This is a genomic window from Micromonospora sp. CA-259024 (genome assembly GCF_050936255.1).
GTDB lineage: Bacteria > Actinomycetota > Actinomycetes > Mycobacteriales > Micromonosporaceae > Micromonospora.
Genome location: NZ_JBNJND010000001.1, coordinates 695,939 through 722,815, shown reverse-complemented (window position 1 = coordinate 722,815; position 26,877 = coordinate 695,939). Strand labels below are relative to the sequence as shown.

The window sequence follows — 26,877 nt, the reverse complement described above, 5'->3', positions numbered from 1 at the left end:
GCACGCGAGCAGGATCGCCGATCGGGCGGGGCCTCTGGCCGGAATTCCGTACACCGCCGTACACTGACGAACGTCTATTGTCGACGGTGGGGGGCGGGACGCTGGATGCTGCGGGGGCGCAGACGTCCGACGACCTGGCGGGATTGTTGCGGGCGTTGCGGCGCAGGCACGCACGCCAACAGCGCGGCGGTGAGCTGACCTATCGGGCGCTGGCCGCGCGCACCGGCTGGTCGCACACGGCGATCGCGGAATACCTCACCGGGAAGACGCTGCCGCCCACCGACCGGCTCGACGCCCTGGTCCGGCTCCTCGGCGCCACGCCTGCCGAGCAGGGTGCGCTGGCCACCGCCCGGGACCGGATCGAGGAGAGCCGCCGCCGCGCGCCGCGCGCACCGGACCGGCTGGTCCCCCGCCAGTTGCCCGCCGACGTGGCCAGCTTCGCCGGCCGCGACGACGAGCTGGCCGGTCTCGACAAGCTCGTCGCCGCGCCCACCGCCGTCGTGGTCGCCGCGATCTCGGGTACCGCCGGGGTGGGCAAGACCGCCTTGGCCGTGCACTGGGCCCACCGCGTCGCCGAGCGGTTCGACGACGGTCAGCTCTACGTGAACCTGCGCGGCTTCGACCCGGGCGGGCAGGCGCTGAGCGCAGCGAAGGCGCTGCGCGGCTTCCTGGACGCGCTCGGGGTGCCGGCCGCGCGGGTGCCCGCCGACCTCGACGCCCAGGCCGCCCTGTACCGCAGCGTGCTGGCAGGCAAGCGGATCCTCGTCGTGCTGGACAACGCCCGTGACGCCGGACAGGTCCGTCCGCTGCTCCCCGGCACATCCGCCGCCGCGGTGCTGGTGACGAGCCGCAACCAGCTCACGTCTCTGGTCAGCCTCGACGGCGCGCACCCGCTCCCACTCGGCCTGCTCACCCGCGACGCGGCCAGCCGCCTGCTCGCCAACCGGCTCGGTGTCGACCGGGTGGCCGCCGAACCGGAGGCCGCCGAGGTGATCGTCGCCGCCTGCGCCCGCCTACCGCTGGCGTTGAGCATCGCCGCCGCTCGCGCCCAGCAGTCCGGCTTCCCGCTGGCCACCCTCGCGACGGAGTTGGGGACGGCCGGTCAGCGGTTCGGCGTCCTGGACGCCGGTGACGCGGTCGGCGAGGTGCGGGCGGTGTTCTCCTGGTCGTACACCGCACTCACCGCTACGACGGCCGGGCTGTTCCGGCTGCTGGGCCTGCACCCCGGCCCGGACATCACGATGCCCGCGGCGGCCAGCCTGGCCGGACTTCCGGCGGACGAGGTCCACCGGCTGCTGACCGAGCTGACCCGCGCGAACCTGCTCACCGAGTACCGGCCTGGCCGGTTCACCGCGCACGACCTGCTGCGGGCGTACGCCGCCGAGCTCAGCGCCGGCACCGATCCCGAGCCGGACCGCCGCGCCGCCACGACCCGGATGCTCGATCACTACACCCACACCACCCACGCCGCCGACGAGCTGCTGCGCCCGCACAGCGACCCGGCGGACCACCTCCTAACCCCACCCACGGCCGGCGTGCGTCCCGAGCGGCCCACCACCCACGCGGAGGCGATGGCCTGGCTGACCGCCGAGCACCCGGTCCTGCTCGCCGCGCTCCGCCAGGCCGCCAGCGCCGGCTTCGACGCACACGCGTGGCGGCTGGGGCGGGCCCTCGACACGTTCCTGGACCGGCAGGGGCACTGGCACGACCGCGTCGAGACCTGCCGGGCGGCCCTGCTCGCCGCCGAGCGTCTCGGCGACCCGGTCGCGCAGGCGGTCGCACACCGCTTCCTCGCCGGTGCCCACACCGTGGTCAGCCAATACGCCGACGCGCACGGCCACCTCGAACGCGCCCTCGAGCTGTACGTCCGCAGTGGAGACACGGAGGGCGAGGCGCGTACACACCAGAACCTCGCCTCGCTGTGGGACCGGCAGGGCGAGACACGGAAGGCCCTCGACCACTCGAAGCGGACCCTCGCCCTGGCCCAGGCCGCCGGCCACCGCAGGGCCCAGGCCGACGCACTCAACGCGGTCGGCTGGTGCCACGCCCAACTCGGCGAGCACATCAGGGCCCTGGCGTACTGCGAGCAGGCGCTCGAACTCCTCCAGCAGCTCGGCGACCGCGCGGGCGAAGCCGCCACCTGGGACAGCCTCGGCTTCGCACACCACCACCTTGGCCAGTACGGCCAGGCCGTGGAGTACTACGAGCGCACGCTCGATCTGACCCGCGATCTCGGCGACCGCTGGGGCGAGGCGGACACGCTCAGCCGGCTCGGCGACACCCACGACGCCCTCGGCGACCCCACCTCCGCCCGGGCCGACTGGCACAGAGCGCTGGACATTTTCACGGCCCTGAACCACCCGGACGCCGCCACCGTCCGCGCCAAACTCCAACTCCCGTGATCGATGCGGCCCCCACCAGGTGGTTGGAGACGTCTGCCCGTCGCGAGCCTCTTGAGCTGGCGGTCGGGCCGGTCGGTCCAGCCTCGTGGGCAGGGCGTTGACCAGCACCGTCGTGGAGGCACCACCCGATTCGCGCGGGCTTCAAGATGATCATTGACCTCGAGCCCGGCTTTGAGGTCGCCGGGGAGGCCGCTATGGGCGCGGCTGTCCGATCATCGCCGACAGCGCCGGGACGCGACCACCTCCCGAAACCGCATGCCGGTCCCGGAACGACCGACACAGCCGCCTGCGACTGGCCCGCCGTACCGGGACCGGCACCTTGAGGTCAGGGCCGGAGCCACCAGGGGCTGGTGTAGGCCACTCCGAAGTCGTTACACGGGTGACCGGCCGGGCCGGGGGTGCCGTTGGGCAGGGATGGGTCCGAGATCCGGAGCACCACCCAGTCGCCGTCGGCGACGTTGAGCGGCACGGTGAAGTCGGTGACCTGACCGTTGACGGTGTCGATGACGTCGACGACGGTCGGCGCCGAGGTGCCGGGACGGAGGACCTGGATCCGCAGGGGCTTGCCGTCCCAGACCGAGCCGCGGTCCAGGTCCAGCAGGAACCGGACCTCGCCGGAGGTCACGTTCAGTACGCCACCCATGCGTACGCCATTGGCCGTGGCATCCACCCGCAGTCCCGAGACGCGCGTGGCGAAGGAACGGCGGGCGGCCATCGCCTCGAACACAGCGGCGCGGGTATTCTCGGCGACCCACAGGCCGCTACGGCCCTTACCCTCGTGGAAGCCCCAGGTGGTGCCGTGCTCGTCGGTGACGCCGGTCAGAGCCGGCCGCCAACCGGCATTCAGGCAGGCCACCAGCGGTGACGTCACACCCGATGACCAGCCCTCGAAGAGGTAGTCGTCAGTCCGGTTGAACATCTCCAGTCCCACGAGCTGATCACGGGCCGAGGCGTTGAAGGAGAAGTTGTTGAACCGGCCCGCCTCCCGACCGGGGTGATTGAAGCTCGCCAGACCCCCGGGCCGGCCGGTGAGCCAGTTGTACAGGCTGCCGGGGCTGCCGGCGCGCAGCAGGTCGGCGAAGTCGGACGTGTTCCAGACATTGATGTGCCCCTGCAGAGGATGTGACCACTCGAACCCGCGGATCGCCGTGAACTGACCCGGGTCGTTGGCCGCGTTGGCCAGGTCACCGGCAGTCCGCCACTCGGACGAGCTGAGCCCTTCGACGGAGAAGAGCGTGGCATGATCGGTCAGCGCGGCAACATCCAGACCGGCCTCGCGCATTGAGGCGAACGCGGCCTCGGCGCTGCCGTCGCCGTCCGACATGACCGTGTGGTTGTGCATGTCTGTGTGGACCAACATTGTGCCCTGGGTGATCAGGGATGTCCGGCCGGCGCCGGTCGCCGCGGTCGGGGCGCCGGCCATCGTCGTGTTGGCCGCCCGGGCCGAGGTCGGCAGCGCGGCCAGCATCAGCGTCCCACCGGCACCGGCCAGAAGCGCCCGCCGGCCGAACCCTGCAGGGACGTCAACCTGCCCGTACGGCACCTCGTCGCCGGTTTCATGGTCGTGATGGCAGTGGTGCGGGTCATGTTCAGTCATGGACATATATGAATGTTCATCGAGCTGGCCGAGACGTCACACGGAGTCGTCGGTCAGGCGAACAGTGCGGTACGCCTCATTCTGCAACGGCCTTGCCATGGATGGGAGTGTCACGTCAACGGCTGATCTTGGTGATTGGGGTGGTCGATGGTTGGCCCGGGTGAGCCGGCCTTCGAAGGCGATCTGGAATGCTCTCCAGGAAAGCTTGTTCTCGGCCGTGCCTGGCCCCCGTTCAGTGTCCGTATGCGTCGTACGCCTTCCAGTCCTCGACCTGAGTGAGCGGAACTGGTGCGGGCCGCTCCACCACCGTCGCCAGCTCGATCCGCCTGCCTTCGACTGCCGAGTGGAGCAGGGTGGTCATCGTTTCGAGTACGTGCAGCGCGACGTCGCCGCCAGCGCGCGGCGGACGCTGACCGTCGGCCCTGACAAGGTCGATCAGACCGATGCCTCGGGAACCCTCGACGTAACCGGCCCGGGGTTCGAGAACGCGCCATTCGGTGTCGCCGAGCGCGAAGAGGCGGACCTCACCGCCGAAGTCGTTTGGATCGGGTACGGCGAGCGTGCCGGTCTCCCCATGGACCTCGATCGGTGCGGCCGTCGTCGCGACGCCGTCGAAGCTCGTTGTGATGGTGGAGAGAGCACCGTTTGCGTGCTCGAGCACGCCGGTCACGTGGGTGTCCACCTCCGCCGGGATTCGCTGGCCGATGCGCGGGCCCGAGCCGATGACGCGCTCGGCGCGCAGGCGGCTGACGGCTCCGCTCACCGCGCGAACCGGCCCGAGCAGGTGGATGAGCGCCGAGATGTAGTACGGCCCCATGTCCAGCAACGGGCCGCCGCCCGGGGCGTAGTAGAAGTCGGGGTTGGGATGCCAGCGCTCGTGCCCTGGCGTGACCATGACGGCCGACGCGGATATCGGGCGTCCGATGAGCCCGCCGTCGATCGCCGCCCGCGCCGTCTGCGTACCCGTACCCAGGACGGTGTCCGGCGCGCACCCAACGCAAACGCCAGCCGATGCGGCCCGTTTGATGATCGAGCGGCCGTCCGGGAACGCCACGGCGAGCGGCTTCTCGACATAAACGTTCTTGCCCGCGTCGATCGCGCCGAGCGAGATATCGGCGTGCGCCGCAGGGATCGTGAGGTTGAGCACCGTCTGCACGTCTGGGCGGGCGAGCAGGCGCTCGACGCTCATCGCCTCGGCGCCGGGAATCATGGCTGCGACCGCAGCCGACCGGGAGGTGTCGAGGTCGGCCAGTGCGGCGATGCTCACCGCAGGGTGGTTCGCGAGTGTGTCCAGGTACGCGCGGGAGATGACCCCGAGACCTACGACGCCGACGCGGTGCGGGTCGCCCACACCATCCCCCTCTCGATGACGGTACGGACGCCTGCCTGCTCCAGCACGTCAAGGCTGTGTCCCGGGGTCGTCACGACAATGCGCCCGGCACCCCAGAGTCGGGTCCAGATCGCCGGCGAGGTGACCGGCCGGTGCCATGGATGCCACGCCTGCGTTGGGTGGGTGGTGACGGCCAGTACGTCGATCAGGTCGTCGTGCAGCACCCAATACTGCTCGGTGACCAGGTCGAAGTCCTCGATGCCCGCAGTGATCGGATGCTCCCGGCCGAGGTCGGTGATGCGTACCGTGTGCGGCAGAAAGTTGTCCTCCGCACCACCGCGACGCTCGCACGGCTCCCGACCCGGATGGGTCGCGAACTGGCCACCCACCAGATGCAGGTACTCCGATGACGCACGGAACGAGTCCACGATACCGCCGTGCCAGCCGGTGAAACCCGTACCGGCGATGACCGCCGCGCTGAGGCCGGCCGACTGCTCCGAGGTGATCTGCGACATCGTCACGCACTGCACGACGAGGTCGGTGTCAGCCATCTCGGCGGCATCGGCGTAGATATCCGTCGACTCCTCAACCCGTACGGCATAGCCGCTACCTTCGAGGAAGGGAATGAACAACTCCGTCGCCTTGACCGGCTGGTGCCCCTCCCATCCGCCCCGAACCACCAATGCTCTGCGCTGCGCCACCCTCGCTCCCTCCCACGGTCCGCGTCACCGGGCTGGCCGCTCCCGCCCCGGTGAGATGCCGCCGATGCCTGTGCCTGTCGCACCGAGACCGTACTCGTGGTTGCCGCCACTGCCGGCGATCGCCGGGTTCCGTGTTCCATCGTGCCCGGTCCACTTAGGCCAGACCACGGACGCGGAGGTACACACCATCGCTGAGGAGCAGGCTGCCGAGCGGGCGTACTGCGACATCAGGCGTTCTTGGGGAACGCACGCTGTGCGCCGCCGATGGCAGTTGCGGCCGCGGCGACCAGGAGGATCAGTGCCCCCAGGTGATCGAGGCAGTGCAGAGGGGCCACCAGGGACCTCCCTGCCCGGGTCATGGACATCACCGGCGGCGAAGGCGTCCGCCTGGCCTTCGACCCGATCGCCGGCCCCGGCGTCGAGACGCTCGCGCAGGGCATCGCCGCCGACGGCTTCCTGGTGGTCTACGGAGCCCTCGACCCGCGCCGCACCCCGCTACCCAACGCACAGTCCTACCCGGCACTGAACAGCAGCACCTACACCCTCTTCGAGACCACCATGAATCCGGAGCGCCTACGCCGCGCCGTCGCGTTCGTCAACGCCGGACTCGCCTCAGGCTCCCTCACCCCGGTCATTCCGGGGCCGGCCGGTCCGGCCCGTACCGCAGGACGGGGACGGGCCCGGCGCGGAGAGTGGTCCTCCGCGCCGGGCCGCGGCATCGGGTGGGGTCAGCCGGCCGCGCAGGTGGCCGTCGCGCCCGGGCCGGTGCCGGTGCCCTGGAAGCCGAAGTTGGTCGACTGCCGGGCGCCGACGTGTCCGTTGTAGCTCACGTTGGTGAACCGGACGGTTCCGCTGGTGCCGCTGGCCTGGGCGTTCCAGGCGCTGGTGACCGCGGCGCCGCCGGGCAGCGTGATGGTCACGGTCCAGCCGTTGATGTCCGCAGAGCCGGCGGTGACCGTCACGCTCGCGGTGAAGCCGCCGGACCACTGGTTGACCGCCACCGACGCGACGCAGCCGTTACCGGTCGGCGGCGTGGTGGTGGGGGGAGCCGTGGTCGGCGGCGCGGTCGTCGGCGGGGTCGTGGTCGGGGGCGCGGTGGTCGGCGGCGTGGTCGTCGGCGGCGCGGTGGTGGGCGGATTGGGCGCGCCGTTGGCCAGGCTGTAGGCCAGGTCGGGCTGGAACGAACCGGCCGTGTAGCGGCAGCCGTCCGCCTCCCCCGGCGGCTTCACCCAGAGGTACGCGTCGATGTTGCCGTCGCCGGTATTGGTCGTCGGGTACGGCCCGATGCGCCGGTCGGTGTTGTCGTCGGCGCACCAGTCCCCGCTGGCACCCCCGTTGCGGCTGGTGTCGATGACCTGGCGCTTGCCCGGGATGCCCATGCCAGCGAGAGCGGAGATGATCGCCCGGCCGAAGTTCACCTCGCTGGAGGTGGAGTTGAAGTTCGACACGTTGGTGAAGAAGCCGTCGGCGTACTGCACGCCGGCCGCCCGGAGTCGGTTGGCCTGCTCGCCCGCACTGTTCCAGGTGGAGTGGCCGCCGTCGAGGTACACCTTGGCGTTGGGGTTGGCCGACTTGATGGTCCGGGTGGCCGTCGTGATCGCCTCGTTGCGCGCGCTGATCTCAGCGCCGCTCAGACACGTCTGCAGAGCGAGCGCGTCGGTTTCCAGGATGATGATGACGGTCTGGTTGCCCAGCCCTCTGGCGAAGTTGGACACCCACGTCTGGTACTGGTTGAGGTCCGGCGCCCCACCCCCGCTGGCCCCGCCGCAGTCCCGGTTGGTGATCTCGTACACCGCCAGCACCGGGATCTGCTGCGCCGCGTTGGCGGCGCCGATGAACCCGGAGACCTCGGACTGCACGGTCGACGGATTGAAGTTGGCGAACCAGCGGGCCTGCGGCTGACTAGCGATCTTGTCGCGGATGACGGCGGTACGCGAGTCGCCGGGGTTGGCGGCGACCCACCGGACGACGGCCGAACTCGGGTCGCGGTAGAGCGATCCGGACAGCGTGCCGGCGGAGGCGCTGCCGACCGCGAGGCAGACGCCGACGGCGGTGGCGCCCGCGACGGCCGCCACGCTGATGGCCGCCGATCTGCGGCGCAGCGAGGAGAGGGTAGCCACGACGTGTTGCCTCCTGATCACATAGATGTTTCTAAGTTTATGGGAGCGTTCCCATGGACGGTAGCGGAGGCGCGCGCCGCTGCCAAGATGTGAAGACTCGTCGTTGAGGCAGCGGCCGCGTTTGCGTGTCAAGGCCCGCGCGTGGTCTGCGCGACGCGTGACCGGCGGCCTCCTCGACCGACTGACCAGACCGCCCGGCAAGGTGCGTGGTCCCGCTCGGCGGAGCTACCCCTACCGGCGCCGAGAGGGTGGCCGGGCCGGATCCACGCTGAGGCTCGTCGATGTTGCCAGAGCGGATCCGGGCGTGTTGGAATGGCTCACATCGCCGCAGCGCGGGGGCAACCGTGCTGAGAACGGCCAGCACGGGAGCATCGCAGTGCCGGCAGCGCGCCGCTTTGGCAGACGCTCGCATGCCGCATCGCCGGGCCACCTCCATGACGACGGGCATTTTGCCGGGCAGGCATCCTCGCCCGCCGTACGTATCCCCCGGTGCGTGGCCTCGACGGCCGACCCGCTCGACCCCTGACACGCCGGGGGCGTCCGATTCGGTCTGCCAGCGCACCAGAACCGGCGACGAGGTGAAGAGCAATCATGATTTCCCGAGAGAGTTTCGCGGGGTGGTACCGAAACCGCCTGGTGTGGGTGGCGGTGATCCTGCTGGCGGTGTCGGCCGGCACGGTCGTACTGCTCAACCGGGCCGACCCGGAGGCGGAGCCGGCGGATCTGCAAGCACAGATCATGGCCCGGATGCGTACCACGCTCGAACAGGCGGACCCGGGGCAGCACAACCACGCCGGACACAGTGCCCAGCAGGTGGCCACCAAGGAGGAGAAGCCGCCAGTGATCTGCGGGGTCCGCGTCTACGGCTACGAGCCGGCCGAGGTCACCGCGCTCGCCGACGTGCGGACGGTCTACGGCTTCCACCTCTGCGGGGTCGCCGAGCAGAAGCGCCCGTGGGACGTGGCAGTCAAGCTGGCCGGCCCTGTGATCATGGATATGTCCACCGAGCCTCCGGGCATCCAGGTGGTCGAGGCGACCGCCGACGTCATGTTCACTGACCGGCTGCGGGAGATGTTCCCGGCCAAGTACGCGGAGTTGGCGCTCAAGGAGGCGCTGGCCGACTCGGAAATGGCCGACCAGCGCCGCCGGTACGACGCCGCAGCCGGGCTTTGACCGTGCCCGGCGGCCGGGCGGGGCGGTCGTACCCGTACCCACCCGGCCGCCGGATCCGAACCTGCGAACCAGACGCGGGACATCTCCTTCAGCGGGCCCTCTGGTAGCTGTGATCGATCCGTGCACTTCGGCGATCCCGGACAGCTCGATCCACATCCGGCTTTAAATAGATCAGGGTTGATATTTAGGTCCATAGATGTAACAGTTGGTTTGGGAGCGTTCCCATTCTGATCTCTAGTACCAAAGAACGGAGGATGAACAGTGCGTTCACACACGTCCGATCAATCCGGCGGACGATCCCGGTCAACCGTCCGTCAGTCCCTCCGAGTGCTCGTCCCGCTGCTCGCCATGGTGGCCGCTATGCTGCCCTGGACCGGCGCAGCCCAGGCCCACGGCACCGTCATCAACCCGGCGAGTCGCGCCTACCAGTGTTGGAAGACCTGGGGCAACCAACACACGAACCCAGCCATGCAGCAACAAGACCCCATGTGCTGGCGGGCGTTCCAAGCCAACCCCGACACCATGTGGAACTGGATGAGCCAACTGCGGGACGGTCTCGCCGGCCAGTTCCAAGCCCGCACCCCGGACGGACAACTGTGCAGCAACGCCCTCTCCAGAAACGACACAGTGAACCAGCCCGGAGCATGGAAGGCGACCACGGTCAGCCCCAACTTCACGGTCCAGATGTACGACCAGGCCAGCCACGGTGCTGACTACTTCCGGGTCTACGTCACCAAGCAGGGGTTCAACCCGACCACCCAGCAGCTCGGGTGGGGCAACCTCGACCTGATCACGACGACCGGGCGCTACGCGCCAGCGCAGAACATCTCGTTCAACGTCTCGGTCTCTGGACGCACCGGAAACCACATCCTGTTCGTGGTCTGGAAGGCGTCACACATGGACCAGACCTACATGTGGTGCAGCGACATCAACGTCACCTGATCGGCAAGACCGACAGCTGCGGCACCACTCCGGCCCAGGGCGTTGGCGCCCTGGGCCGGAGTGTTCTTCCGGTAGTGCCCCACCTGTGGGTGCCGAACGCCCTCGCCGACGTGGAGCCGCCACGCGGTCAACAACAACGACGGTGAGGCCCTGGCGGTATGGCGGGCGCTGATCTGGGAGCTGACCGCGGGCCGGAGTCCCTTCGCCATTCCCGCCCACTACCGCGACGAGGCAGCTCAGCTGCTTCGAATGTGACGGGGGCTACTTCCCGCGGACGAGGTTCGCCGGGTGTTCCCGCAGGGTGCCGAACAGCGCGTACGCAAGCACACCAACGCCCGCGCTGGCGGTCATGACCGCCAGGTACCGGGCGAGGAGGTACTGCGCCGAGGGTCCGTAGCGACCGCCCGCGACGAGCCCGACGGCGATTGAGGCGAGGACCGCGACGCCGATGACGACCGCCCAGCGGGTCCGCCGCCCGCGGATCAGCGTCACGAGCGTGAGTGCCGCGGTGACCATCAGCGCCAGCCAACCGGCGCACCACAGGGCGGTCGCCCAGTTGTGGCCGGCGTGGGCGTACGTCGATGCCACGTTGCCCAGGCCGACGACGGCGGTCGGCCCGTAGGAAGCGCTGTGCTGCGGCCGGATGAGGCCGAATGCGCTTGCGCTGCCGTCGGATACGGGATCGAGTATTGCTGCTCCGGTCAACGACACGGCGAGGGCGACGACGACGGTCGACAGCAGACCGGGATGGCGCAGCCCGCGCCACGCCCGCCGCCGGGGCGGCCGCGCCGGGCCGAACAGCGCGAACCAGAGCAACGGCGGCACGCTGACCGCCAGCCGGAGCAGGAATCCGGTGGGACCTTCGGCGCTGGCGTTGCCGTCGAACCACAGGACGCCGCTGCGCACCACACCGTGGTCGTAGACGGTGTCGCTGAACAGCGTGAGAAGTGCCTGGCCCAGCGTGAGAGCCAGGACCGCCGCCATCCCCGCCACCCAGCGCCACTCCTGCGCCTGCACCGCCGTGACCAGGGCGATCACCGCGACGACCGGGACGACGGCAAGCACGTTGATGCCGGAGAAGTTGCGGACGTCGTGGCCGACGATCACCATCTCGACGGCTTGAATGATCGCTATCAGCCCGACGGCCACGAGAATGGCGAACAACGTCGGATGCGCCATCGTCGTGGGCCACCGCCCAGCCGCCGGGGCCGCCGTCGCCGACGCCTCATCGGGTACGCGCGGCGCGGCTGCCGCTGGCTTCGGCGCGGGCTCCTTCGTGGGTGCCGGTCGTGGTGTGGGGATGGATGCCGTGGGGGCGGGGGCCGGGACGATCGGCGGGGCGGGCTTGGCCGTGCCGTCCAGTGCGCCCGTCGCAGCCGCTCGCACGCGCGCGCTGTCGTCCTCATCGCGCAGACGGCGCAGCTCGGTCGCGGCACGCTCGGCGAGGTTCGCGTTCGGTCCGCGGCGAAGCCGACGCAGCGCGGTGACGGCCTCCAGACGCAGGGCTACCCGCTCGCTGGCCAGGTCGGCCAGCACCGCCGCGGGCAGAGCTGCAGGCCGGACGCTGCGGGCGACGGTCAGGCTGCCCTCGACACCGAACGTCCACTTCATCGGCGTCTGACCCGGCGTCCGCTCACGGACCTGCCGGTAGGTGTAGTCATAGAGTTCGTCGACCGAGATCTCGCCGTCGCCGCCAAGGTCCGCCTCGCCGGTGGCCAGCCCGTTGACCAGCGCCGTGGTGAAAACCGACGTTCCGGCCTCGGCGCGGGTCAGGTCGCCGCCCTCGAACGCGTACTCGGTCGCACTGGACGCAGTGAGCACGATCCGGCCGGTACCGGTGTTGAACTCGTCGCCGATGTGGACGCTCCGGTCGGCGCGGGCCGCCACACCTCGGCTGAAGGCACCGCTGTAGCAGCAGTCCAGCACCAGGATCACGCGCTTGGACTGGGTCTGCCCCAGCTGATCGTTGACGAACGCGGCGGCAACCCCGGTGGCGCCCAGCGACGTCATGTCGGTATCGCGCGCGGCCAGGTAGAGCCGGCCGTGCGGGTCCTTGACGCCGTGGCAGGAGAAATGCAGCAGCAGCAGGTCGTCGCGGTCGCGGTCGGCGAAGAATCCCGCGACGCGCCGCCGGACTGTGCGCTCGTCGGCGTCCATCAGCAGCTCGACGTCGAAGCCGCCGATCGCCGGGTCGCCGAGCACCCGGGCGAGCGCGTCCGCGTCGTGGGTCGGGGCGCGCAGGGCGGCGAGCGCCGGGTCGTCGTACCGGGCGTTCGCGACCACGAGCGCCCGCCGCAGCCCGGTCACGGGCCGGCCGGGTTGGGCCAGCAGCGCGGCCACGATCGGCGCGACGTCGCTGTCGGCGGCGACCTCCACGTCGACCCCGGCTACGGTCAGCCGCACCCGGTGTCGGCGGCCGGCGACGCGGGCGAGGCAGCTGCGGATCGCCTCCACCACCTTGGTCAGGGCCTCTGCGGTCTGCACAGCGGCGACGATGAACGCGATTACGCCGAGCAGCTCGATCCCACGGGTGCCGTCGGGCGCGGTACCGGTCGGCGCCTCGTCGATCCGAGTCGCGCCCGCGTCGATCAGTGCGAGCCGCAGCATGCCGGCCAACTCGTCGACGCCGTCCGGGCCTGCACCGTCCTCGGCGGACACGACAAGCGAGAAGTCGGAAATGCCGGAGGCGGTCATGCGGACCTCGCCTGGAGACGGTGGGGGCGCGTGAAGGCGACGCGAAGCGGTGCCCGACAGAGCGTAGTTCTCCGCCGGCGAACGTTGTATCGCTGCTGCTGAATTCCGACAGGTTCGAGACGATGAATCAGAACCACCTCCGCCTCAAGGTGTCTAGATCCGCCGAACTTTCCTACTATGGACCGTTCCGTGCGGCGGTCGACTCACAGCTCATCGGCGACCGTAAGACCTACCAGCAGAATCCGGCCAATGCACGGGAAGCGCTGCTGGAGGCCAGGCTGAACCTGGACGAGGGCGCCGACATGGTCATGGTGAAGCCAGCCATGGCGTATCTGGACATCGTCCGGGCGGTCATGGAGATCGCGAACGTGCCCGTGGCCGCATACCAGACCTCCGGCGAGTACGCGATTGTCGAAGCCGCAGCGGCCAACGGCTGGATCGAGCGGGACCGCGCGGTGCTGGAGACGCTCACCGGGATTCGCGGCGCGGGCGCCGAGTAGGGCGGGCGCGCCGGTCACCCCGCACCGCGGACGCCTTCCGGCGAGCCGCCCGTCCCAGCGTCGGCTGCCCCACCGCAGTTGATCCACATAGCCTACGATCATTGGCACGACGATCGATGGCCAGCCGCGGGGAAGCAGGACGATGACAGCTCCAACCGAGACCACCTCAGACAGTCGGCCACTCACATCGGTCGACGGGATAAACCCATCACGGGCGCGGCCGTCGGTTCGCGCCCTGATGGAACGGACCCGCCTGGACGTGCGGGACCTGACCGCGCCGCTGCTGGTGCTCCCGGAGAACCTCGACGCGGCCGGGCTGCCCGGTGCGGTCCCGCTCTCCGCCGTCGGTGAGACGGTCAGGCGGTGGGCGGCACTCGGCATCCGCTCGGTGAAGATCTTCGCCTACGGGGACCACCGGGATGCCAAGGCCTCGGCGGCTCTGCGGCCGGGCAATCGGATGCTGGCCGCGATCGCCGCCGTCAAGGCGGCCGAACCGCAGATGGTGGTCACGACCGAGGTGTGCGGCTGCTCCTGGACCGACCACGGCGAGTGCGTCCTGCTCAACGCCGCCGGAGCGCTCGATCTCGAGGCGACCTACGCGCTGATGGCCAGCATGGCCGTAGCCCACGCCCGGGAGGGCGCCGAGGTGGTGTCGCCCACCGCGATGATCGACGGCTCGGTGCGGGTGGTCCGCGACGCCCTCACCGACGACGGATGGCCGGAGGTCGGCGTGTGCCCGAACCTGGCCGTCCACACCAGCCTGTACGGGCCGTTCAAGCGGCTGATGGGCACCAACCCCGCCCGCGGGCACCGCCGCGGCTTCCAACTCGAACCCGGCCGCGCCGAGCGCGACATCATCAGCCAGACCGACCGGTGGCTCGCCGAAGGTGCCGACTCTCTCACCATGCAGCCGGTCATGACCTGCGTGGACCTGCTCGTGCGGGTTCGCGCGCATGTCCAGGTCCCAGTGATCGCCTACTCGACCTCCGGTGAGTACGCCGCCCTGACCGCGCTCGGCGGGGACGGGCTGGTGGAGTACCACGCCGGGCTCGTCCGAGCCGGTGCCGATCTAGTCCTCACCTACGCGGCGGAACAGGTCGCCCGGATCCTGCAGGGAGCAGCGTCATGAGCCCCGCCGTTCTGATCGACTACCCGTGGCGTCGACCGGTGGCGCTCGACGCGATCCTCGGCGAGGCCGCCCGGCTCCGATTCAAGATGTCCTGCGAGAACCGCACCGGCGCGCTGCTGGCCGTCCTTGCCGCGAGCAAACCCGGCGGTCGCATCCTTGAGCTGGGCACCGGTGTCGGTGCCGGGACGGCGTGGCTGCTCGACGGCATGACCGATGACGCGACCCTCACCTCCGTCGAGCTGGACCCGACCGTGCAGGCCGTCGCCCTCGCCCGGCTGGGCGCCGATCCGCGCCTGAAACTGGTGGAGCGAGACGCGGCCGACTGGCTCACCACCTACGACGGTCCCGGCTTCGACCTCGCCTACGTGGACTGCCGTCCGGGCAAGTTCACCCACCTCGACCAGCTGATCGACCTGCTCAATCCGGGTGCGCTCTACCTCGGCGACGACCTGCTGCTCCAGCCGACCTGGCCTGAGGACCACCAGGCACGCGTGGACGCGTTCCTCGACCACCTCCCGCACCAGCGGCGGCTTCGACCGGTCGTGATGAGTTGGGCGTCGGGGCTCGTCGTCGCCGCCCGAACCTGACGACTACCCTCAGCAACATGACAGCCTCGCGCACCGTGCGCATCGGAACCCGCTCGTCCCCGATGGCCCTCGCCCAGGTCGAGCGGGTCCGACGCATGCTCGCCGCCGCCCGACCCGACATCGCGGTGGAGGTGGTGGCGATGTCGACCAGCGGCGACCGGTGGCAGGGCTCCCTCGCCGCCCTCGGCGGTAAGGGCACCTTCACCAAGGAGGTCGATCAGGCGCTGCTCGACCGACGGGTCGACCTGGTCGTGCACTGCGTCAAGGACGTACCCGGAGACCGGCCCGCGCCGGCGGGCACGGTCATGGCCGCCTACCTCACCCGCGACGACGTGCGCGACTGCCTCGTGCATCCCGACGGCCTCACCCTCGACGAACTGCCGGCCGACACCCGCATCGGCACGTCCGCGGTGCGCCGTATCGCCCAGCTCGCCCTGCACTGGCCCCACCTGCGCCCGGTGGCGATCCGCGGCAACGCCAACTCCCGCCTAGCCAAACTCGACGCGGGCGACGAGTACGACGCACTGCTGCTCGCCGTCTGCGGCCTGCAACGCATCGGCGCCACCGACCGCATCACCCAGGCGATCGGCGTCGACGCCTTCGTGCCCGCCGTCGGCTCTGGCACCCTGGTCCTGCAGTGCCGCGACGACGACACCGCCACCCGTGACCTCGCCATGAGCATCGGCGACCCGACCGCCTGGCGGGAGACTGTGGCCGAACGCACGTTGTTGCACATCCTGCAGGGCAACTGCCACTCCCCCATCGCCGGCTACGCCCGCACCGAGCCCGATGGCCGGATCAGCCTGCGCGCCCGTGTGATCAGCCTGGACGCCAAAACCGTCCTCGACGTCCACGAATGGGCCACCGACCCGGTCACCCTCGGCACCTCCGTCGCCGCGGCCCTGCTGCGCCAGGGAGCCCGCGACATCCTCGGATGAGTGACGCGACATGGCTGGGGAGGAGCAGCCGACGGAGAGCCGGCGGCTGACCGTTACGGCTGGGATCCCGCCTCGACCAACTCCGCGTCGGGAACCTGGCCGCCCCTACGGCGGAGCCGGGGCGTGAGGTAGAGCGTCACCAGCAACGACAGCGCACCCATCACCGCCATCGCCATGCCGGGAGACAGCCACCCCGCGACGACGCCGGCGATCGACGCCGCGACCGCCTGAAAGGTCAGCATGCCGGCCGAGTGCAGGCCGAGCGCCTGTCCCATCAGCTCCGCCGGGGTCAACTCGATCAGGCGCTCCTGCAGCAGCAGCCCGCCGCCGAAGCCGAACGACGCGGCAGCGACCGCGACCGCCGCGACGGGCAGCGGCAGCGACAGGGCGAAGAGCAGGTACGGCACCCCGAGCAGCACCTGCAAGGGCGTGACCGCCCAGGCCCGCCACCGGACCGGAAGGAACCTGCCCAGCAGTACGTCGCCGGCGAGCATGCCCGCCGCTCCCGCCACGAAGAGCACGCTGGCCGCACCGGGCGCGTACGGAATGAAGATCGCCTCGCATCCGACGACGAGACCGTTCGGCACCCACATCGCCAGGTACGTGTACCGGCGAGCCGGCATCGACCAGAGCTGCGCGTTCACCCGCCAGGTCTGTCGCACCGACGGGCGGCCGGCGGACCGGGGCGGACGCCTGGAGAGGCCCAGCCCGGACGTGAGGGCGCCGGCCAGCGAGAGCGCGGCGGCGATGACCAACACCTGGCGGGGCGACGTCAGGGCGACCAGCAGCCCGCCGAGGGCGAACCCGGCGATCTGGGTGACCCCGAGCGACATGTTGAAGACCGACCGGCCGAGAACATAACCGCTGCCCGGCAGGATCTCCCCGAGCAGCCCCCAGCGGACGCCGCCGGCCACCGAGCCGAGCAGGCCCTGGAAACCGATTATGCAGAAGACGCCCCAGACCGGCATGCCCGGAACGGCCAACGCGAGGGTGCTCAGCCCGAAGAGCAGGCCGATCGCGACCATGGCGGCCCGGGGTGGCACCCGGTCCGCCACACTGAGCAGGGTCACCGCGCCGAAAACGTGGGCGAAGTACGACCCGAAGAGGCTGAGCGCGGCGAGCAGCGGTGACCCGGTGGCCTCGTACACCAGGGTGCCGAGCGCCAGCCCCATGACGGTGCGCGCGGCGGTCACCAGGGAGACCGACGAGAAGAGCGGCCCGAACTCGGGCACGCGGAACAACTCCCGGTAGGTGTGCATTCGCGGCGACTCCCGGTCTCGCAGCTCTGGCGGCGGCACGGGGTGGCGGCGGGCATCCTCTGGGTGGATGCTGCGCTCCCCCGCTACCTCGAACCGATCCGTCAGTTCGACTCCGCGACGGCACCGGTCGCGTCCGACCGTCCTCATCAGAATAGGGGGCGCGGCGCTCGTCGGCTGCCCCGTCTGCGGGCGGTGGTTGCCGCAGATCAGCCCCGACGTCCGGGCCAGGGGCATCGACGTACCGCGTTACGCCCGAGCCGTCTAGGGTCACACCGGGCGCCGGGTGCCCGTTACATTCAGCGGGTAATGATCGTCCGGCGGCTCGAATGGCCGGCCGGAAGCCGCAAGGCCGCTGCCGGCCCAGGGCTGATCCCACATCAGGAACGGACCACGATGGACTTGTCACAGTCGCCGCCTGACAAGAGGAGCGGCGGGCCACTCGCGGACGTCGTGGTACTCGACCTGGCCACGATCATCGCCGGCCCGGCCTGCGCGCGGTACTTCGCCGACTTCGGCGCCACGGTCGTCAAAATCGAGAACCCGCACGGCCTCGACAACCTCCGCAAGTCGGCAGAACTCGATCCGCGCGATGACCTGGCCCTGTTCTTCAAACTCCACAACCGGGGCAAACTCGGCACCACCATCGACCTGAAGTCCGCGGAAGGCCGCGAGCAGTTCCTCAAACTGGTGGAACGAGCCGACGTGGTCGTCGAGAACCTGCGTCCAGGTGTGCTCGAGCGGCTCGGGCTCGGACCGGACGTCCTTTTCTCCGTGCGGCCGGAACTGGTGCTGACCAGGATCAGTGCGTTCGGCCAGACCGGCCCCTACGCAGGCCGCCCCGGTTTCGCCACTCTCGCCGAGGCGATGTCCGGTTTCGCCTACCTCAATGGCGAGCCGGACGCCCCGCCGCTGCTCCCACCGGTCGCGGTGACCGACGAGGTGACCGCGCTCGTCGCGTTCGCCACCACCCTGCTGGCGCTGCGCGGCGGCGGCGGGCAGGTCGTCGACGCCGACCTGCTCCAGTCGATGCTGGCCATCATGGGGCCGGCCATCCCGGCCGCGGCGCTGCTCGGCAAGAACCACGAACGGTTCGGATCGAGGGCCTCGTTCTCGGTCCCGCGTGGCATCTGGCGCACCGGCGACGGCAGGTGGGTCGCCATATCGGGGTCGAGCAACGGCGTCGCGCTGCGGATCATGGACCTCATCGGGCTCGGCGACGACCCGCGCTTCCGGACGAACTCCGGCCGGGTGGCGAACCGCGAGGAGGTCGACGCCGCGATCGCCGCCTGGACGGGCGCCCGGCCGCTCGCCGAGGTACTGCGGGCGATGGAAGCGGCCGATGCCGCCGCGGCGCCGATCCTGGCGCCGACCGAGCTCGTCGTCGACGAGCACGTCGTCGCTCGGGGGAACCTGATCGACGTCGGCGGCGTGCCGATGCAGGGTTACATCGCCCGGCTGTCCAAGGGTCCCTCCGGCCCGCCGGAACCGTTCCGCGGCGGGTACACACCGGACGAGGTGTGCGGCATCCTGGACGGATCCGCCGCACGGCCACGACGGGCGAATCCACGGGCCTGACGTCGGCGCACAGCCCGTCGGGCCGGCACCATGAGCCAGTCGACCGCCACGGTCTTCCGAACCCGCTCAACCGGCGGTGCCGGGCCACGTCCAAGGGCGCGTCACCGCTGCGCCTGAACCTCGACACAGCGCTGGGCGACCGCGTCCAGACTGGACTGCTCGGACGTCGCCAGCGCCCAAAGTTCGTCGTCGATCCAGAGCATCAGGCGGTCGAGTTGCTCCCCGGGCAGGAGGGTGGGATCGACCCGGACGGTGACCTCCAGGGCCGCGCCGCCCCGGACCATCATGTCGAGGCGGGGCCCCACCTGCCGGTTCGGGTGAACCCGTTCCACGACAGCCGCTGCCAGGTCGCCCGGCTGGCCGGCGCCGTCGTCCTGTGGGCGGATGTCCCGGGCCAGGTAGTTGAAGAAGCAGTCGAAGGTCAGCTCGACACCTCGTTCGCGCTCGACCAGGTCACGAGCGACGTCGACGTCGTACATGCCGTGCGAGTACGCGGTGCGGCTGGCCTGGTGCATCCATCTCGCCATGACGGCGAACTCACCGGTGACGGGCGCCCCGACCAGGGGCAGCGGGGCGTACTGGTTCATCGAACTCACCACGTTCCGCCACGGCAGTTCCCTCCGGTTGCCCGACTGCAGGGTCAATGCCAGGTCGTCGACGCCGAGCACCTGCCGGGCTGCGACGGCGTAGAGGGCGAGCAGAACGCTGTGGGGTGACGCCCCGATTCGATGGGCGGCTCGACCGAGGGCCCACCTGCCGCGACCGGAGCGCAACACGGCCCCGATCCGCCCGGCGTCATCGGGTGCGGGCACGGGCCAGGGAAACACATCCGAGGGGAGGTCACGCAGCAACCCCTCCCAGTATCTCCCGGTGGTCATCCGTCTCGGCTGCCAGAGATCGGACCGTTGATCCACGGCCAGGTCCCGTGGTCGGACCGGTGCCTCGGCGAGCGACTCGTGGTCGGCCTCGCTGCCGGCTCCCAACATCGCCCGCACCTCCGCGGCGAGGCGGTGCAACCCCCACCCGTCGGAGACGATGTGATCGCCCACGTACGTCAGGAACGCGGGTGTGCCGTGGTCGGTGACGATGACGGCCCGCCAGCAGGACCCCGCCTCCCAGTCGAACCGTGGCCGGCACCAGTCCCGGCTCAACGTCCAAACCTCGTCGACGGCGCAACCCGGGAGGTCAACGCTGCGCAGCTCGACACGCCCGACGGTGGAAACGGTCTGACGCGGCCCGTGGGGTGTGTCGAAGAAGCTGGTCCGAAGCGACTCGTGCCGCTGGGCCAGACCTTCCAGCGCCGCGGTGACATCACCTGCCGTACAGCCGGAAGGCAGTGGTATGACGTTGGTCAGGTAGGTCTCCGACCAACGATCGAGCGGCATCACCTGCATCGCCCGAAAGACGGACAGCTGCCCGAAGGACAGTGGCACGCTCATCGTTCGGCCTTTCCTCTCCCGGCGGGGTCCTGCGAACCGATCGGACGCCCTACAGGGCGTTACTGTCGACCCTGGTGACCGGCGTGCTGTCCCGGCTGACCAGGAACTCAGGTCGAGTCGGTGCGGCCGGCGCGTTGGACACCAGGTTGTAGGTGATCAACAGAACGGCCCTGCGCCGGGCGGAGGTGTTGTTCGACGAGCAGTGGACGATGTTCGGATGGAAGGCGACAACCGTGCCGGCCGGGCCGGTCAGCGACTCCGTCCCGGAGGCGGCTGCCAGGGATTCGGCCACATCGTCGGGGACCGTGTATTCCAGTGACGCGGCGACGTGTCTGCGCCAGTCGTGGCTCGGTTCGGCGGCCGCGGCCGCCCCGTCGATGATCCCCAGCTCATGGCTGCCGGGGATCACCCTCAGCGGTCCATTGTCGGCGGAGACGTCGTCGAGGAACACCGCGACGTTGACCGCGTCCGGAGCCGCCATGCCATCCTCCCGATGCCAGAAGATAAAGTCCTGGTGCCACGGCCAGGCCGCGCCCTCAAAGGGCTGCTTCATGTTGACCTTGAACTGATAGACGTAGACCGGCCCACCGAGCAGCGTCTCGGCCAGGTCGACGAAGAGCGGCAGCCGCACGACCCGCGCGCAGACCTCGTCGAACCGATGGCAGCCGTGCAGGGCACGGACCACCGACTGTTCGGCCTCATAGACGATCTCGGGGCGCTCCTGCCCGCCGATCCGGTCCACGGCCTGCCGCAGCTTCTCCACGGCCTCCGCCGGCAGCCGATCGGGCACGGCGTACCAGCCGCTCTCGCCATAAGCAGCCTTGAGGTTTGCCGGCTCATGCGTGGTCTGCACGGGAACTCCTCTGCTCAGAGGTGGGCGCGGGCATGCGCGTGGTAGAGGCCGATGCGGTCGCCGCGGTGAGTCGGGGCCGGGCCCACGAACGCGTCGTAGCGGTCGTTCTCCGGCTACGGGTGGAGGGCCCACGGGGGCGCGCGCCGCGCTCGGGGCTCAGCGGATCAAGGCGGAACTCTACTATGGATCGCGTCTGCGCGACGCCCCGGCGAGGCCAGCGGCCGCGGTGAGCCGTGGGCACCGCCGTCGATCCGTGCCCCAGGCCCGACGAGATCAGGCCGGGTCCTTGACTGTTCTGGCCCTCCGCGTAAAAATCAAGATCGGCTATGAACCTTGACGGGGGATCTCTGGTGGAGACGGACACGCGGTAGGCACCCTCATCCAGCCTCGCACGTGGCGTGCGCGACCGACGTCGCTCCCGGTGGTCGACAACCGCCGTCCGCCATCCGGCTGATGACTCGGGTACAGATCGCAGTCGTGGCGTTCCTCCCGTCACATGACTGAAGGGCGCCAGCGATGTCATCCACGCTGCACGACTTCGACGCCAGGATCGCCCGATACGCAACCGGTTCATTCGATGACAGCACCCCGCTACCGCAGGCCGGCATCGACTCACTGGCCCTGCTACGCCTGGCTGTCGAATCAGCCGCCGCCAGCGACACCGAAATCGACGCCAGCCAACTCGTGACGCTCCGCACCGTCGGAGACGTCAAGTTCTGGCTGCGCGACCTCGCCGAGGCAGCGACAGACGAGGACCTGCCCTGACGCACAACCACGGACAATCACCGCCGACGCACCCGCACCGGCCGAGCCGGAACACGCGCCACCTCCATGGAGTGACGTCATGCCCGATGGGATCCACGGTTCTCTGCTACCGGTCAGCGAATCGCAGAAGGGCCTCCTGATCACGGACAGGTGGCTACCGCGCCCCGAGGTCTACAACCAGATGGTCCAACTCGACGTCGTTCCCACGACGTCGTACGAAGAGGCGAAGCGGGCCCTGTCGGCGCTGGTCACGGCGCAGCCGGCGCTCCGACAGGTCTTTCGGCTCACACCGGAGATGGCGGTGTGGCTGGCGGAGCCGCCGACACCGGCCTCGCTGGACGTCGAACGGGTCGAGGTTTCCGCGGCCGAGTTCGAGAGCGCGACGGCAGCGCTCGTGCAACGACTGGCAGAGCGGCCGATCGACCTCGCCGTCGGGCCGGCGTACCGCTTCGGACACGTACGCACCACCGACGGCGTCACGGCCGCGAGAATAGTGATGTGCCTGCATCACGTCGTCTTCGACGGGATGTCTCTCGGGCCGTTGGCCCGAGACCTCGACGCGGCCCTCAGCGGCGTGGACATCGGCGCACGGCGAGCGGCACGAGAGGAGGCGTTCGGTCGGGAGCTGTCGGCTCAGGTCCGGGCCGGCGCGCCGGAGCGGGTGGCCGAGCGCGTCAAGCCGTGGGCCGAGCGGCTGAGGCTCGTGCCACCATTGGATCTCGCGCACCGTCCGCACGCGCCCTCGCCCCCAGGGTGGAGAGGGGGCCGGAGCACCTGGCTGCTCGACGACCGCACGGCCACCATGCTCGACGACACCTGCCGGGCCCTGGCCATCACCCCGTTCGTCCTGTTCACCGGGATATTCGGCGCGGTGGTCGCCCGACACGGCGGTGTATCCACGGTGCTGGTCGGCAGTCCGATCGGCGCGCGCCGCACGGTAGGCGCGTTCGACCTGTGCGGGTTCTTCGTCAACACCCTGCCGATCACCGTCGACGTCGCGTGGGAGAGCCGCGTCGACCGCTATCTGACCGAGTCGGTGCGGTCCGCCGTCGACTTCTGCCGGGCCTCGGCCGATGTCTCCTTCAACCAGCTCGTCGCCGTGGTCCAGCCCGACCGGATCGACAGTCGCAATCCGCTCTTCTCGTGCGTACTCGCGATGCAGGACACCCACGACGGCCAGTTCGACGCAACGGTCACGGGGGTCTCGGAACCCGCGAACGGTGGGGCGAAGTTCGACCTCTGGCTCGGCGCGACGCGCACCGGCGGGACGTGGCTCATCGAACTCGAGTACGACGTGGCGATCATTTCGGCGACAGTGGGCGACGGAATTCTGGGTTCACTGCGCACCGCGCTGTGCGGCGCCCTGGAGGACCAGGCCCGCTCGGTGGCCGATCTCTTCGTCGACCATCCTGTCGCGCCACAGCCGGCCTACCCGCTCCGGTACCGCACCGTCTACGACTCGGTGGAGGCCGCGGCGAGGCGGACGCCCGATGCGGTGGCGGTCGAGGAGGACGACCGCCAGCTGACCTACCGCGAGCTGATGGCGGCGGCGGAACGCATCGCCGGCGGACTCGTCTGCCTCGGGGTCAACCCCGGCGACACCGTCGCCGTCGCGACCGAACAGCTCGGCGACACGATCAGCGTCATCATGGGCGTGCTCCGGTGTGGCGCCACGTTCGTCCCACTCGACCCGGTGTTGCCGGTCGAGAGGCTCGCGACGATGGCCCGTCTCGCCGAGTGCCGCCTGGCCGTCGGCGAGACGATCGAGCTTCCCGGGCTCCGCACGGTCGCGCCCGGTTCACTGGTCGGCGGCGAAGGGTCGGCCACGACGAGCAGTCCCCCGCCGCTCCCCGTGTATGCGATGTTCACTTCGGGTTCGACCGGAGTGCCGAAGGGCGTGCTGATGGGTCAGCGTCCGCTGATGAATCTGGCAGCCTGGCAGATCGTGCATCTGCGACACGACGCGCGCACCCGCTTCTTCCAGTACGCCCCCCTGACGTTCGACGTCTTCTACCAGGAGATGCTGCCACCGCTGATGGCCGGGGGAACCGTGGTCGCGCGCCAGCCGGTCGACCGACGTGACTTTCCGGCACTGGTACGACGCGTGGCGAAGACCCGGGTCACCCATCTGTTCCTGCCGGCAGCGGCGCTGCGCCCCTTCGTCGTGTCCGCCCTGCGCGCGGGCACCGCTCTTCCTGATCTTCGCCAGGTGTGCGTGTCGGGGGAGCAGCTCGTGGTGGACGACAACATCCGGCGGTTCTTCGCCGAGCTGGCGGACTGCACACTGGTCAACCTCTACGGGCCGACCGAGACGAACGCCGTCACGGCACACGAGCTGGCCGGCGATACACGGCGGTGGCCCGCCCACGTCCCGATCGGCCGACCGATGCCCGGCGTCGTGCCATATGTGGTCGACCAGGCCGGCCACCTCGCTCCGCCCGGCGTGCCCGGTGAACTCTTTCTGGGCGGCGAGTGCCTGGCCGACGGCTATCTCAACGCACCGGAGCGGACCGCCGCTGCCTTCCTGCCCGACCGCTTCGGCGCTGACCCTGGCGCCCGAATGTACCGGACCGGAGACCTCGTGGCGCGGGACGAGGACGGGCTTCTCGTCTACCTCGGGCGCCGCGACAACCAGGTCAAGATTCGCGGCCACCGCGTCGAGCTCGGTGAGATCGAGACCGTGGCGAACCGGGTCGCCGGAGTGCGCGAGGCGGTGGCGATCGCACGGCGTGCCGGCAGCGACCTCGAACTCGTGCTGTTCGTCCGCCCGGAGGAAGACCGGCAGGTGGACCACGCTGCGGTGCGTACCCACATAGCGGCCGCGCTTCCCGCGTACATGTCCCCCGCCTGGATCTTCGACCTCGCCCGGGTTCCGACGTCGGCGACCGGCAAGACCGACCGGACCGCCCTCGCCGCCCAGGCCGACATCCAGATCGCGGCCGCGGTGGCCGCCACGCCGACGACCGCCGCCCCCCGCTATCTGGACGACACCGAACGCGCGCTGGCCGACCTGTGGGCCGACATCCTGGAGATCAGCACCGTCTCTCCCGAAGCGTCCCTGGTGGAACTCGGCGCCCACTCGCTCAAGGTCTTCGCCGCCGTCGCGGAGATCGAGCAGCGTTTCGGATGGTCGGTCGACATCGCGGACTTCTTCCGCAACCCGACCGTCGCCGCACTGGCCGAATCCATCCGCGCCGAAGCGCACAACTCACCGGCCGACCGGTGACCGGTCGTCACCCTTCTGTCACCACTGGCTTGCCCGCACGGGAGGTGCTTTGACAGCCCGCACGCTCTACGGTCGGTTCGCGGCCACCGTCGCCTCGTTCCCCGACCACCTGGCACTCGAGGTCGGCGACGTCGCGCTGACCTACGCGCAGCTCGATCGGGCCGCCGCCCACATGGCCGAACGCATGCGTGGCGCGGTGGGCGGCACACCGACGCGGGTCGGTCTGCTCACCACGCGAAGACCAGCCAGCTATGTCTCCTATCTTGCCGCCCTCCGGCTCGGCGCCATCGTCGTGCCACAGAACCCGCTCGCACCGGCGGGCCGCAATCTCGACATCGCGGCCGAGGCGGGCATCGACCTCACCGTCATCGACGAGACCTCCGGAGACGCGGCGGACGACTACCGCAACAGTCCGGATCTCCAGGTGCTGGACGTGAGCGGATACGACGCCTGCGCCCCGGCTCGCTGCCCTGCCGAGCGGCCCCCGGTCGTGACGGGCGGCGGCGACGACATCGCCTACACCATCTTTACCAGTGGCACCACGGGAAAGCCGAAGGGTGTCCCCATCACCAACGAGAGCATCGACGCTTACCTCTCCGACATCGTCGACCGGTACGGCCTCGGGCCGGGCTGTCGGGTGAGCCAGATGTTCGAGATGTGCTTTGATGCCTCGATCATGGAGATCTTCGGCAGCTGGGCGTCTGGTGCCACCTTGTGCGTTCCGTCCGAGGCGGAGGTCTTCACGCCGGTGCGCTATGTCAACGCCAAGCGGCTGACCCACTGGATGTCGGTACCGTCGGTCGTCTCGTTCGCGAGGCAACTGCGGGGGCTCACCCCGGGCAGCATGCCGACGCTGCGGCGGTCGGTGTTCGGCGGTGAGACCCTGACGGTCGAGCAGGCCGCGGCCTGGTCGGCGGCGGCGCCGAACGCGGTGCTGCACAATTGCTACGGGCCGACGGAACTCACCGTCTTCATGGCCGACTACCGACTACCCGTCGACACCGCGGACTGGCCGGAGACCTCGAACCGTTCGATCCCGATCGGCGAGGTCTTTCCCGGCATGGACTGGATCCTGCTCGACGAGCAGCTGCATCCGTCGGCCGACGACGGCGAACTGTGCGTACGCGGCGTTCAACGCTTCCCGGGATACCTCGACCCCGGCCAGAACACGCGGCGATTCGTGTCTGTCACTGATCGCCGAGGACACCTCCACGACGGGTCGCGCCCCCTCGCCGCAACCGACTTCTACCGAACCGGCGACCGCTGCAGAGTCGAGAACGGCATGCTGGTCCACCTCGGACGCATCGACAACCAGGTCAAGATCCGAGGCCATCGCATCGAACTCGGCGAGATCGAATCGGTGCTCCGCCGACATCCCGACGTCGTCACCGCCGTCGTCGTCGCGCTCACCGCCGTCGACGGCCAGATCGAGCTGCACGCCGCCTACACCGGCGAGCAGGTGCCGGACACTGAGTTCACCGCCCTGCTCGCGACGCTGCCCGGCTACATGCGTCCGCAGCGGATCCGCCATCGTGAATCGATCCCCGTGACACCGGTGGGCAAGGTCGACCGCAACCGGCTGGCGGCCGAGTTCGCGTCCGCCGACCTGTGACCCGGTATCTCCGGCCTGCTCAAAGGGAGAACAGC

At 70.1% G+C, this 26,877-nt stretch carries 19 protein-coding genes and 1 pseudogene; 12 read left to right on the top strand and 8 right to left on the bottom strand.

Going from position 1 to position 26,877, the window contains the following annotated elements:
• The first annotated feature begins 86 nt into the window (after nt 1-86).
• A complete protein-coding gene (locus tag ACQEUX_RS03190) occupies nt 87-2,402 on the top strand; it encodes an ATP-binding protein (RefSeq protein ID WP_433040800.1) in 2,316 nt (771 codons plus the stop codon).
• 325 nt (nt 2,403-2,727) lie between these two features.
• Here the strand turns inward: ACQEUX_RS03190 and ACQEUX_RS03185 are convergent, their stop codons facing one another.
• The 3 genes from ACQEUX_RS03185 to ACQEUX_RS03175 form a co-directional block, all read right to left on the bottom strand.
• On the bottom strand, nt 2,728-3,999 hold the full coding sequence (locus ACQEUX_RS03185; RefSeq protein ID WP_433040797.1) for a CehA/McbA family metallohydrolase: 1,272 nt from the start codon (nt 3,997-3,999) through the stop codon (nt 2,728-2,730).
• Between the two features lie 232 nt (nt 4,000-4,231).
• Nucleotides 4,232-5,350, bottom strand: a complete 1,119-nt coding sequence (locus ACQEUX_RS03180; protein WP_433040794.1) for a Gfo/Idh/MocA family protein — start codon at nt 5,348-5,350, stop codon at nt 4,232-4,234.
• Nucleotides 5,320-6,030 carry a ThuA domain-containing protein gene (locus ACQEUX_RS03175; RefSeq protein WP_433040791.1) on the bottom strand — a complete coding sequence of 237 codons (711 nt, stop codon included), beginning with the start codon at nt 6,028-6,030 and terminating at the stop codon, nt 5,320-5,322. Before ACQEUX_RS03175 ends, ACQEUX_RS03180 begins: the two co-directional genes overlap by 31 nt.
• A gap of 357 nt (nt 6,031-6,387) precedes the next feature.
• Here ACQEUX_RS03175 and ACQEUX_RS03170 point away from each other — a divergent pair, with 357 nt between their 5' ends.
• The gene (locus ACQEUX_RS03170; RefSeq protein ID WP_433040788.1) at nt 6,388-6,855 is read left to right on the top strand and encodes a hypothetical protein; all 468 of its coding nucleotides are present in this window, start codon (nt 6,388-6,390) and stop codon (nt 6,853-6,855) included.
• Here the strand turns inward: ACQEUX_RS03170 and ACQEUX_RS03165 are convergent.
• Entirely contained in the window at nt 6,759-8,150 is a 1,392-nt protein-coding gene (locus ACQEUX_RS03165) for a glycoside hydrolase family 6 protein (protein WP_433040785.1), read from the bottom strand. The two genes, ACQEUX_RS03170 and ACQEUX_RS03165, sit on opposite strands and share 97 nt — an antisense overlap.
• A 591-nt stretch (nt 8,151-8,741) precedes the next feature.
• On the opposite strand from ACQEUX_RS03165, the gene ACQEUX_RS03160 reads away from it, so the two are divergent.
• Together ACQEUX_RS03160 and ACQEUX_RS03155 are read left to right on the top strand one after the other, a co-directional pair.
• The gene (locus ACQEUX_RS03160) at nt 8,742-9,323 is read left to right on the top strand and encodes a hypothetical protein (protein ID WP_433040782.1); all 582 of its coding nucleotides are present in this window, start codon (nt 8,742-8,744) and stop codon (nt 9,321-9,323) included.
• Between the two features lie 348 nt (nt 9,324-9,671).
• The gene (locus ACQEUX_RS03155) at nt 9,672-10,265 is read left to right on the top strand and encodes a lytic polysaccharide monooxygenase auxiliary activity family 9 protein (protein ID WP_433049566.1); all 594 of its coding nucleotides are present in this window, start codon (nt 9,672-9,674) and stop codon (nt 10,263-10,265) included.
• A gap of 261 nt (nt 10,266-10,526) precedes the next feature.
• Here the strand turns inward: ACQEUX_RS03155 and ACQEUX_RS03150 are convergent, their stop codons facing one another.
• Entirely contained in the window at nt 10,527-12,959 is a 2,433-nt protein-coding gene (locus ACQEUX_RS03150) for a caspase family protein (RefSeq protein WP_433040779.1), read from the bottom strand.
• Nucleotides 12,960-13,129: 170 nt separating this feature from the next.
• Here ACQEUX_RS03150 and ACQEUX_RS03145 point away from each other — a divergent pair.
• The 4 genes and pseudogenes from ACQEUX_RS03145 to hemC all read left to right on the top strand — a co-directional run.
• Nucleotides 13,130-13,459: pseudogene (locus tag ACQEUX_RS03145) on the top strand (porphobilinogen synthase); the annotation flags it as partial.
• Between the two features lie 142 nt (nt 13,460-13,601).
• On the top strand, nt 13,602-14,588 hold the full coding sequence (locus ACQEUX_RS03140) for a hypothetical protein (protein WP_433040776.1): 987 nt from the start codon (nt 13,602-13,604) through the stop codon (nt 14,586-14,588).
• A complete protein-coding gene (locus ACQEUX_RS03135) occupies nt 14,585-15,175 on the top strand; it encodes an O-methyltransferase (RefSeq protein ID WP_433040773.1) in 591 nt (196 codons plus the stop codon). The genes ACQEUX_RS03140 and ACQEUX_RS03135 overlap by 4 nt, the downstream gene beginning before the upstream one ends.
• A gap of 17 nt (nt 15,176-15,192) precedes the next feature.
• Nucleotides 15,193-16,113 (top strand): hydroxymethylbilane synthase, encoded by a 921-nt coding sequence (gene hemC, locus ACQEUX_RS03130; protein WP_433040769.1) that lies wholly within the window; start codon nt 15,193-15,195, stop codon nt 16,111-16,113.
• Between the two features lie 53 nt (nt 16,114-16,166).
• Here the strand turns inward: hemC and ACQEUX_RS03125 are convergent, their stop codons facing one another.
• Nucleotides 16,167-17,372, bottom strand: coding sequence for an MFS transporter (locus tag ACQEUX_RS03125; protein ID WP_433040766.1), 1,206 nt, complete (start codon nt 17,370-17,372; stop codon nt 16,167-16,169).
• A gap of 393 nt (nt 17,373-17,765) precedes the next feature.
• Between ACQEUX_RS03125 and ACQEUX_RS03120 the strand changes: the two genes are divergently transcribed.
• Nucleotides 17,766-18,947, top strand: a complete 1,182-nt coding sequence (locus tag ACQEUX_RS03120; protein ID WP_433040763.1) for a CaiB/BaiF CoA transferase family protein — start codon at nt 17,766-17,768, stop codon at nt 18,945-18,947.
• A 101-nt stretch (nt 18,948-19,048) separates the two neighbouring features.
• Here the strand turns inward: ACQEUX_RS03120 and ACQEUX_RS03115 are convergent, their stop codons facing one another.
• Together ACQEUX_RS03115 and ACQEUX_RS03110 are read right to left on the bottom strand one after the other, a co-directional pair.
• Nucleotides 19,049-20,386, bottom strand: a complete 1,338-nt coding sequence (locus ACQEUX_RS03115; RefSeq protein WP_433040760.1) for a condensation domain-containing protein — start codon at nt 20,384-20,386, stop codon at nt 19,049-19,051.
• Nucleotides 20,387-20,435: 49 nt separating this feature from the next.
• Nucleotides 20,436-21,239, bottom strand: coding sequence for a phytanoyl-CoA dioxygenase family protein (locus ACQEUX_RS03110; protein WP_433040757.1), 804 nt, complete (start codon nt 21,237-21,239; stop codon nt 20,436-20,438).
• Nucleotides 21,240-21,755: 516 nt separating this feature from the next.
• On the opposite strand from ACQEUX_RS03110, the gene ACQEUX_RS03105 reads away from it, so the two are divergent.
• The 3 genes from ACQEUX_RS03105 (at nt 21,756) to ACQEUX_RS03095 (ending at nt 26,842) form a co-directional block, all read left to right on the top strand.
• Nucleotides 21,756-22,004, top strand: coding sequence for an acyl carrier protein (locus ACQEUX_RS03105; RefSeq protein ID WP_433040754.1), 249 nt, complete (start codon nt 21,756-21,758; stop codon nt 22,002-22,004).
• 79 nt (nt 22,005-22,083) lie between these two features.
• A complete protein-coding gene (locus ACQEUX_RS03100; RefSeq protein ID WP_433040751.1) occupies nt 22,084-25,230 on the top strand; it encodes a non-ribosomal peptide synthetase in 3,147 nt (1,048 codons plus the stop codon).
• Nucleotides 25,231-25,279: 49 nt separating this feature from the next.
• Entirely contained in the window at nt 25,280-26,842 is a 1,563-nt protein-coding gene (locus ACQEUX_RS03095) for an AMP-binding protein (RefSeq protein ID WP_433040748.1), read from the top strand.
• Nucleotides 26,843-26,877: the final 35 nt, after the last annotated feature.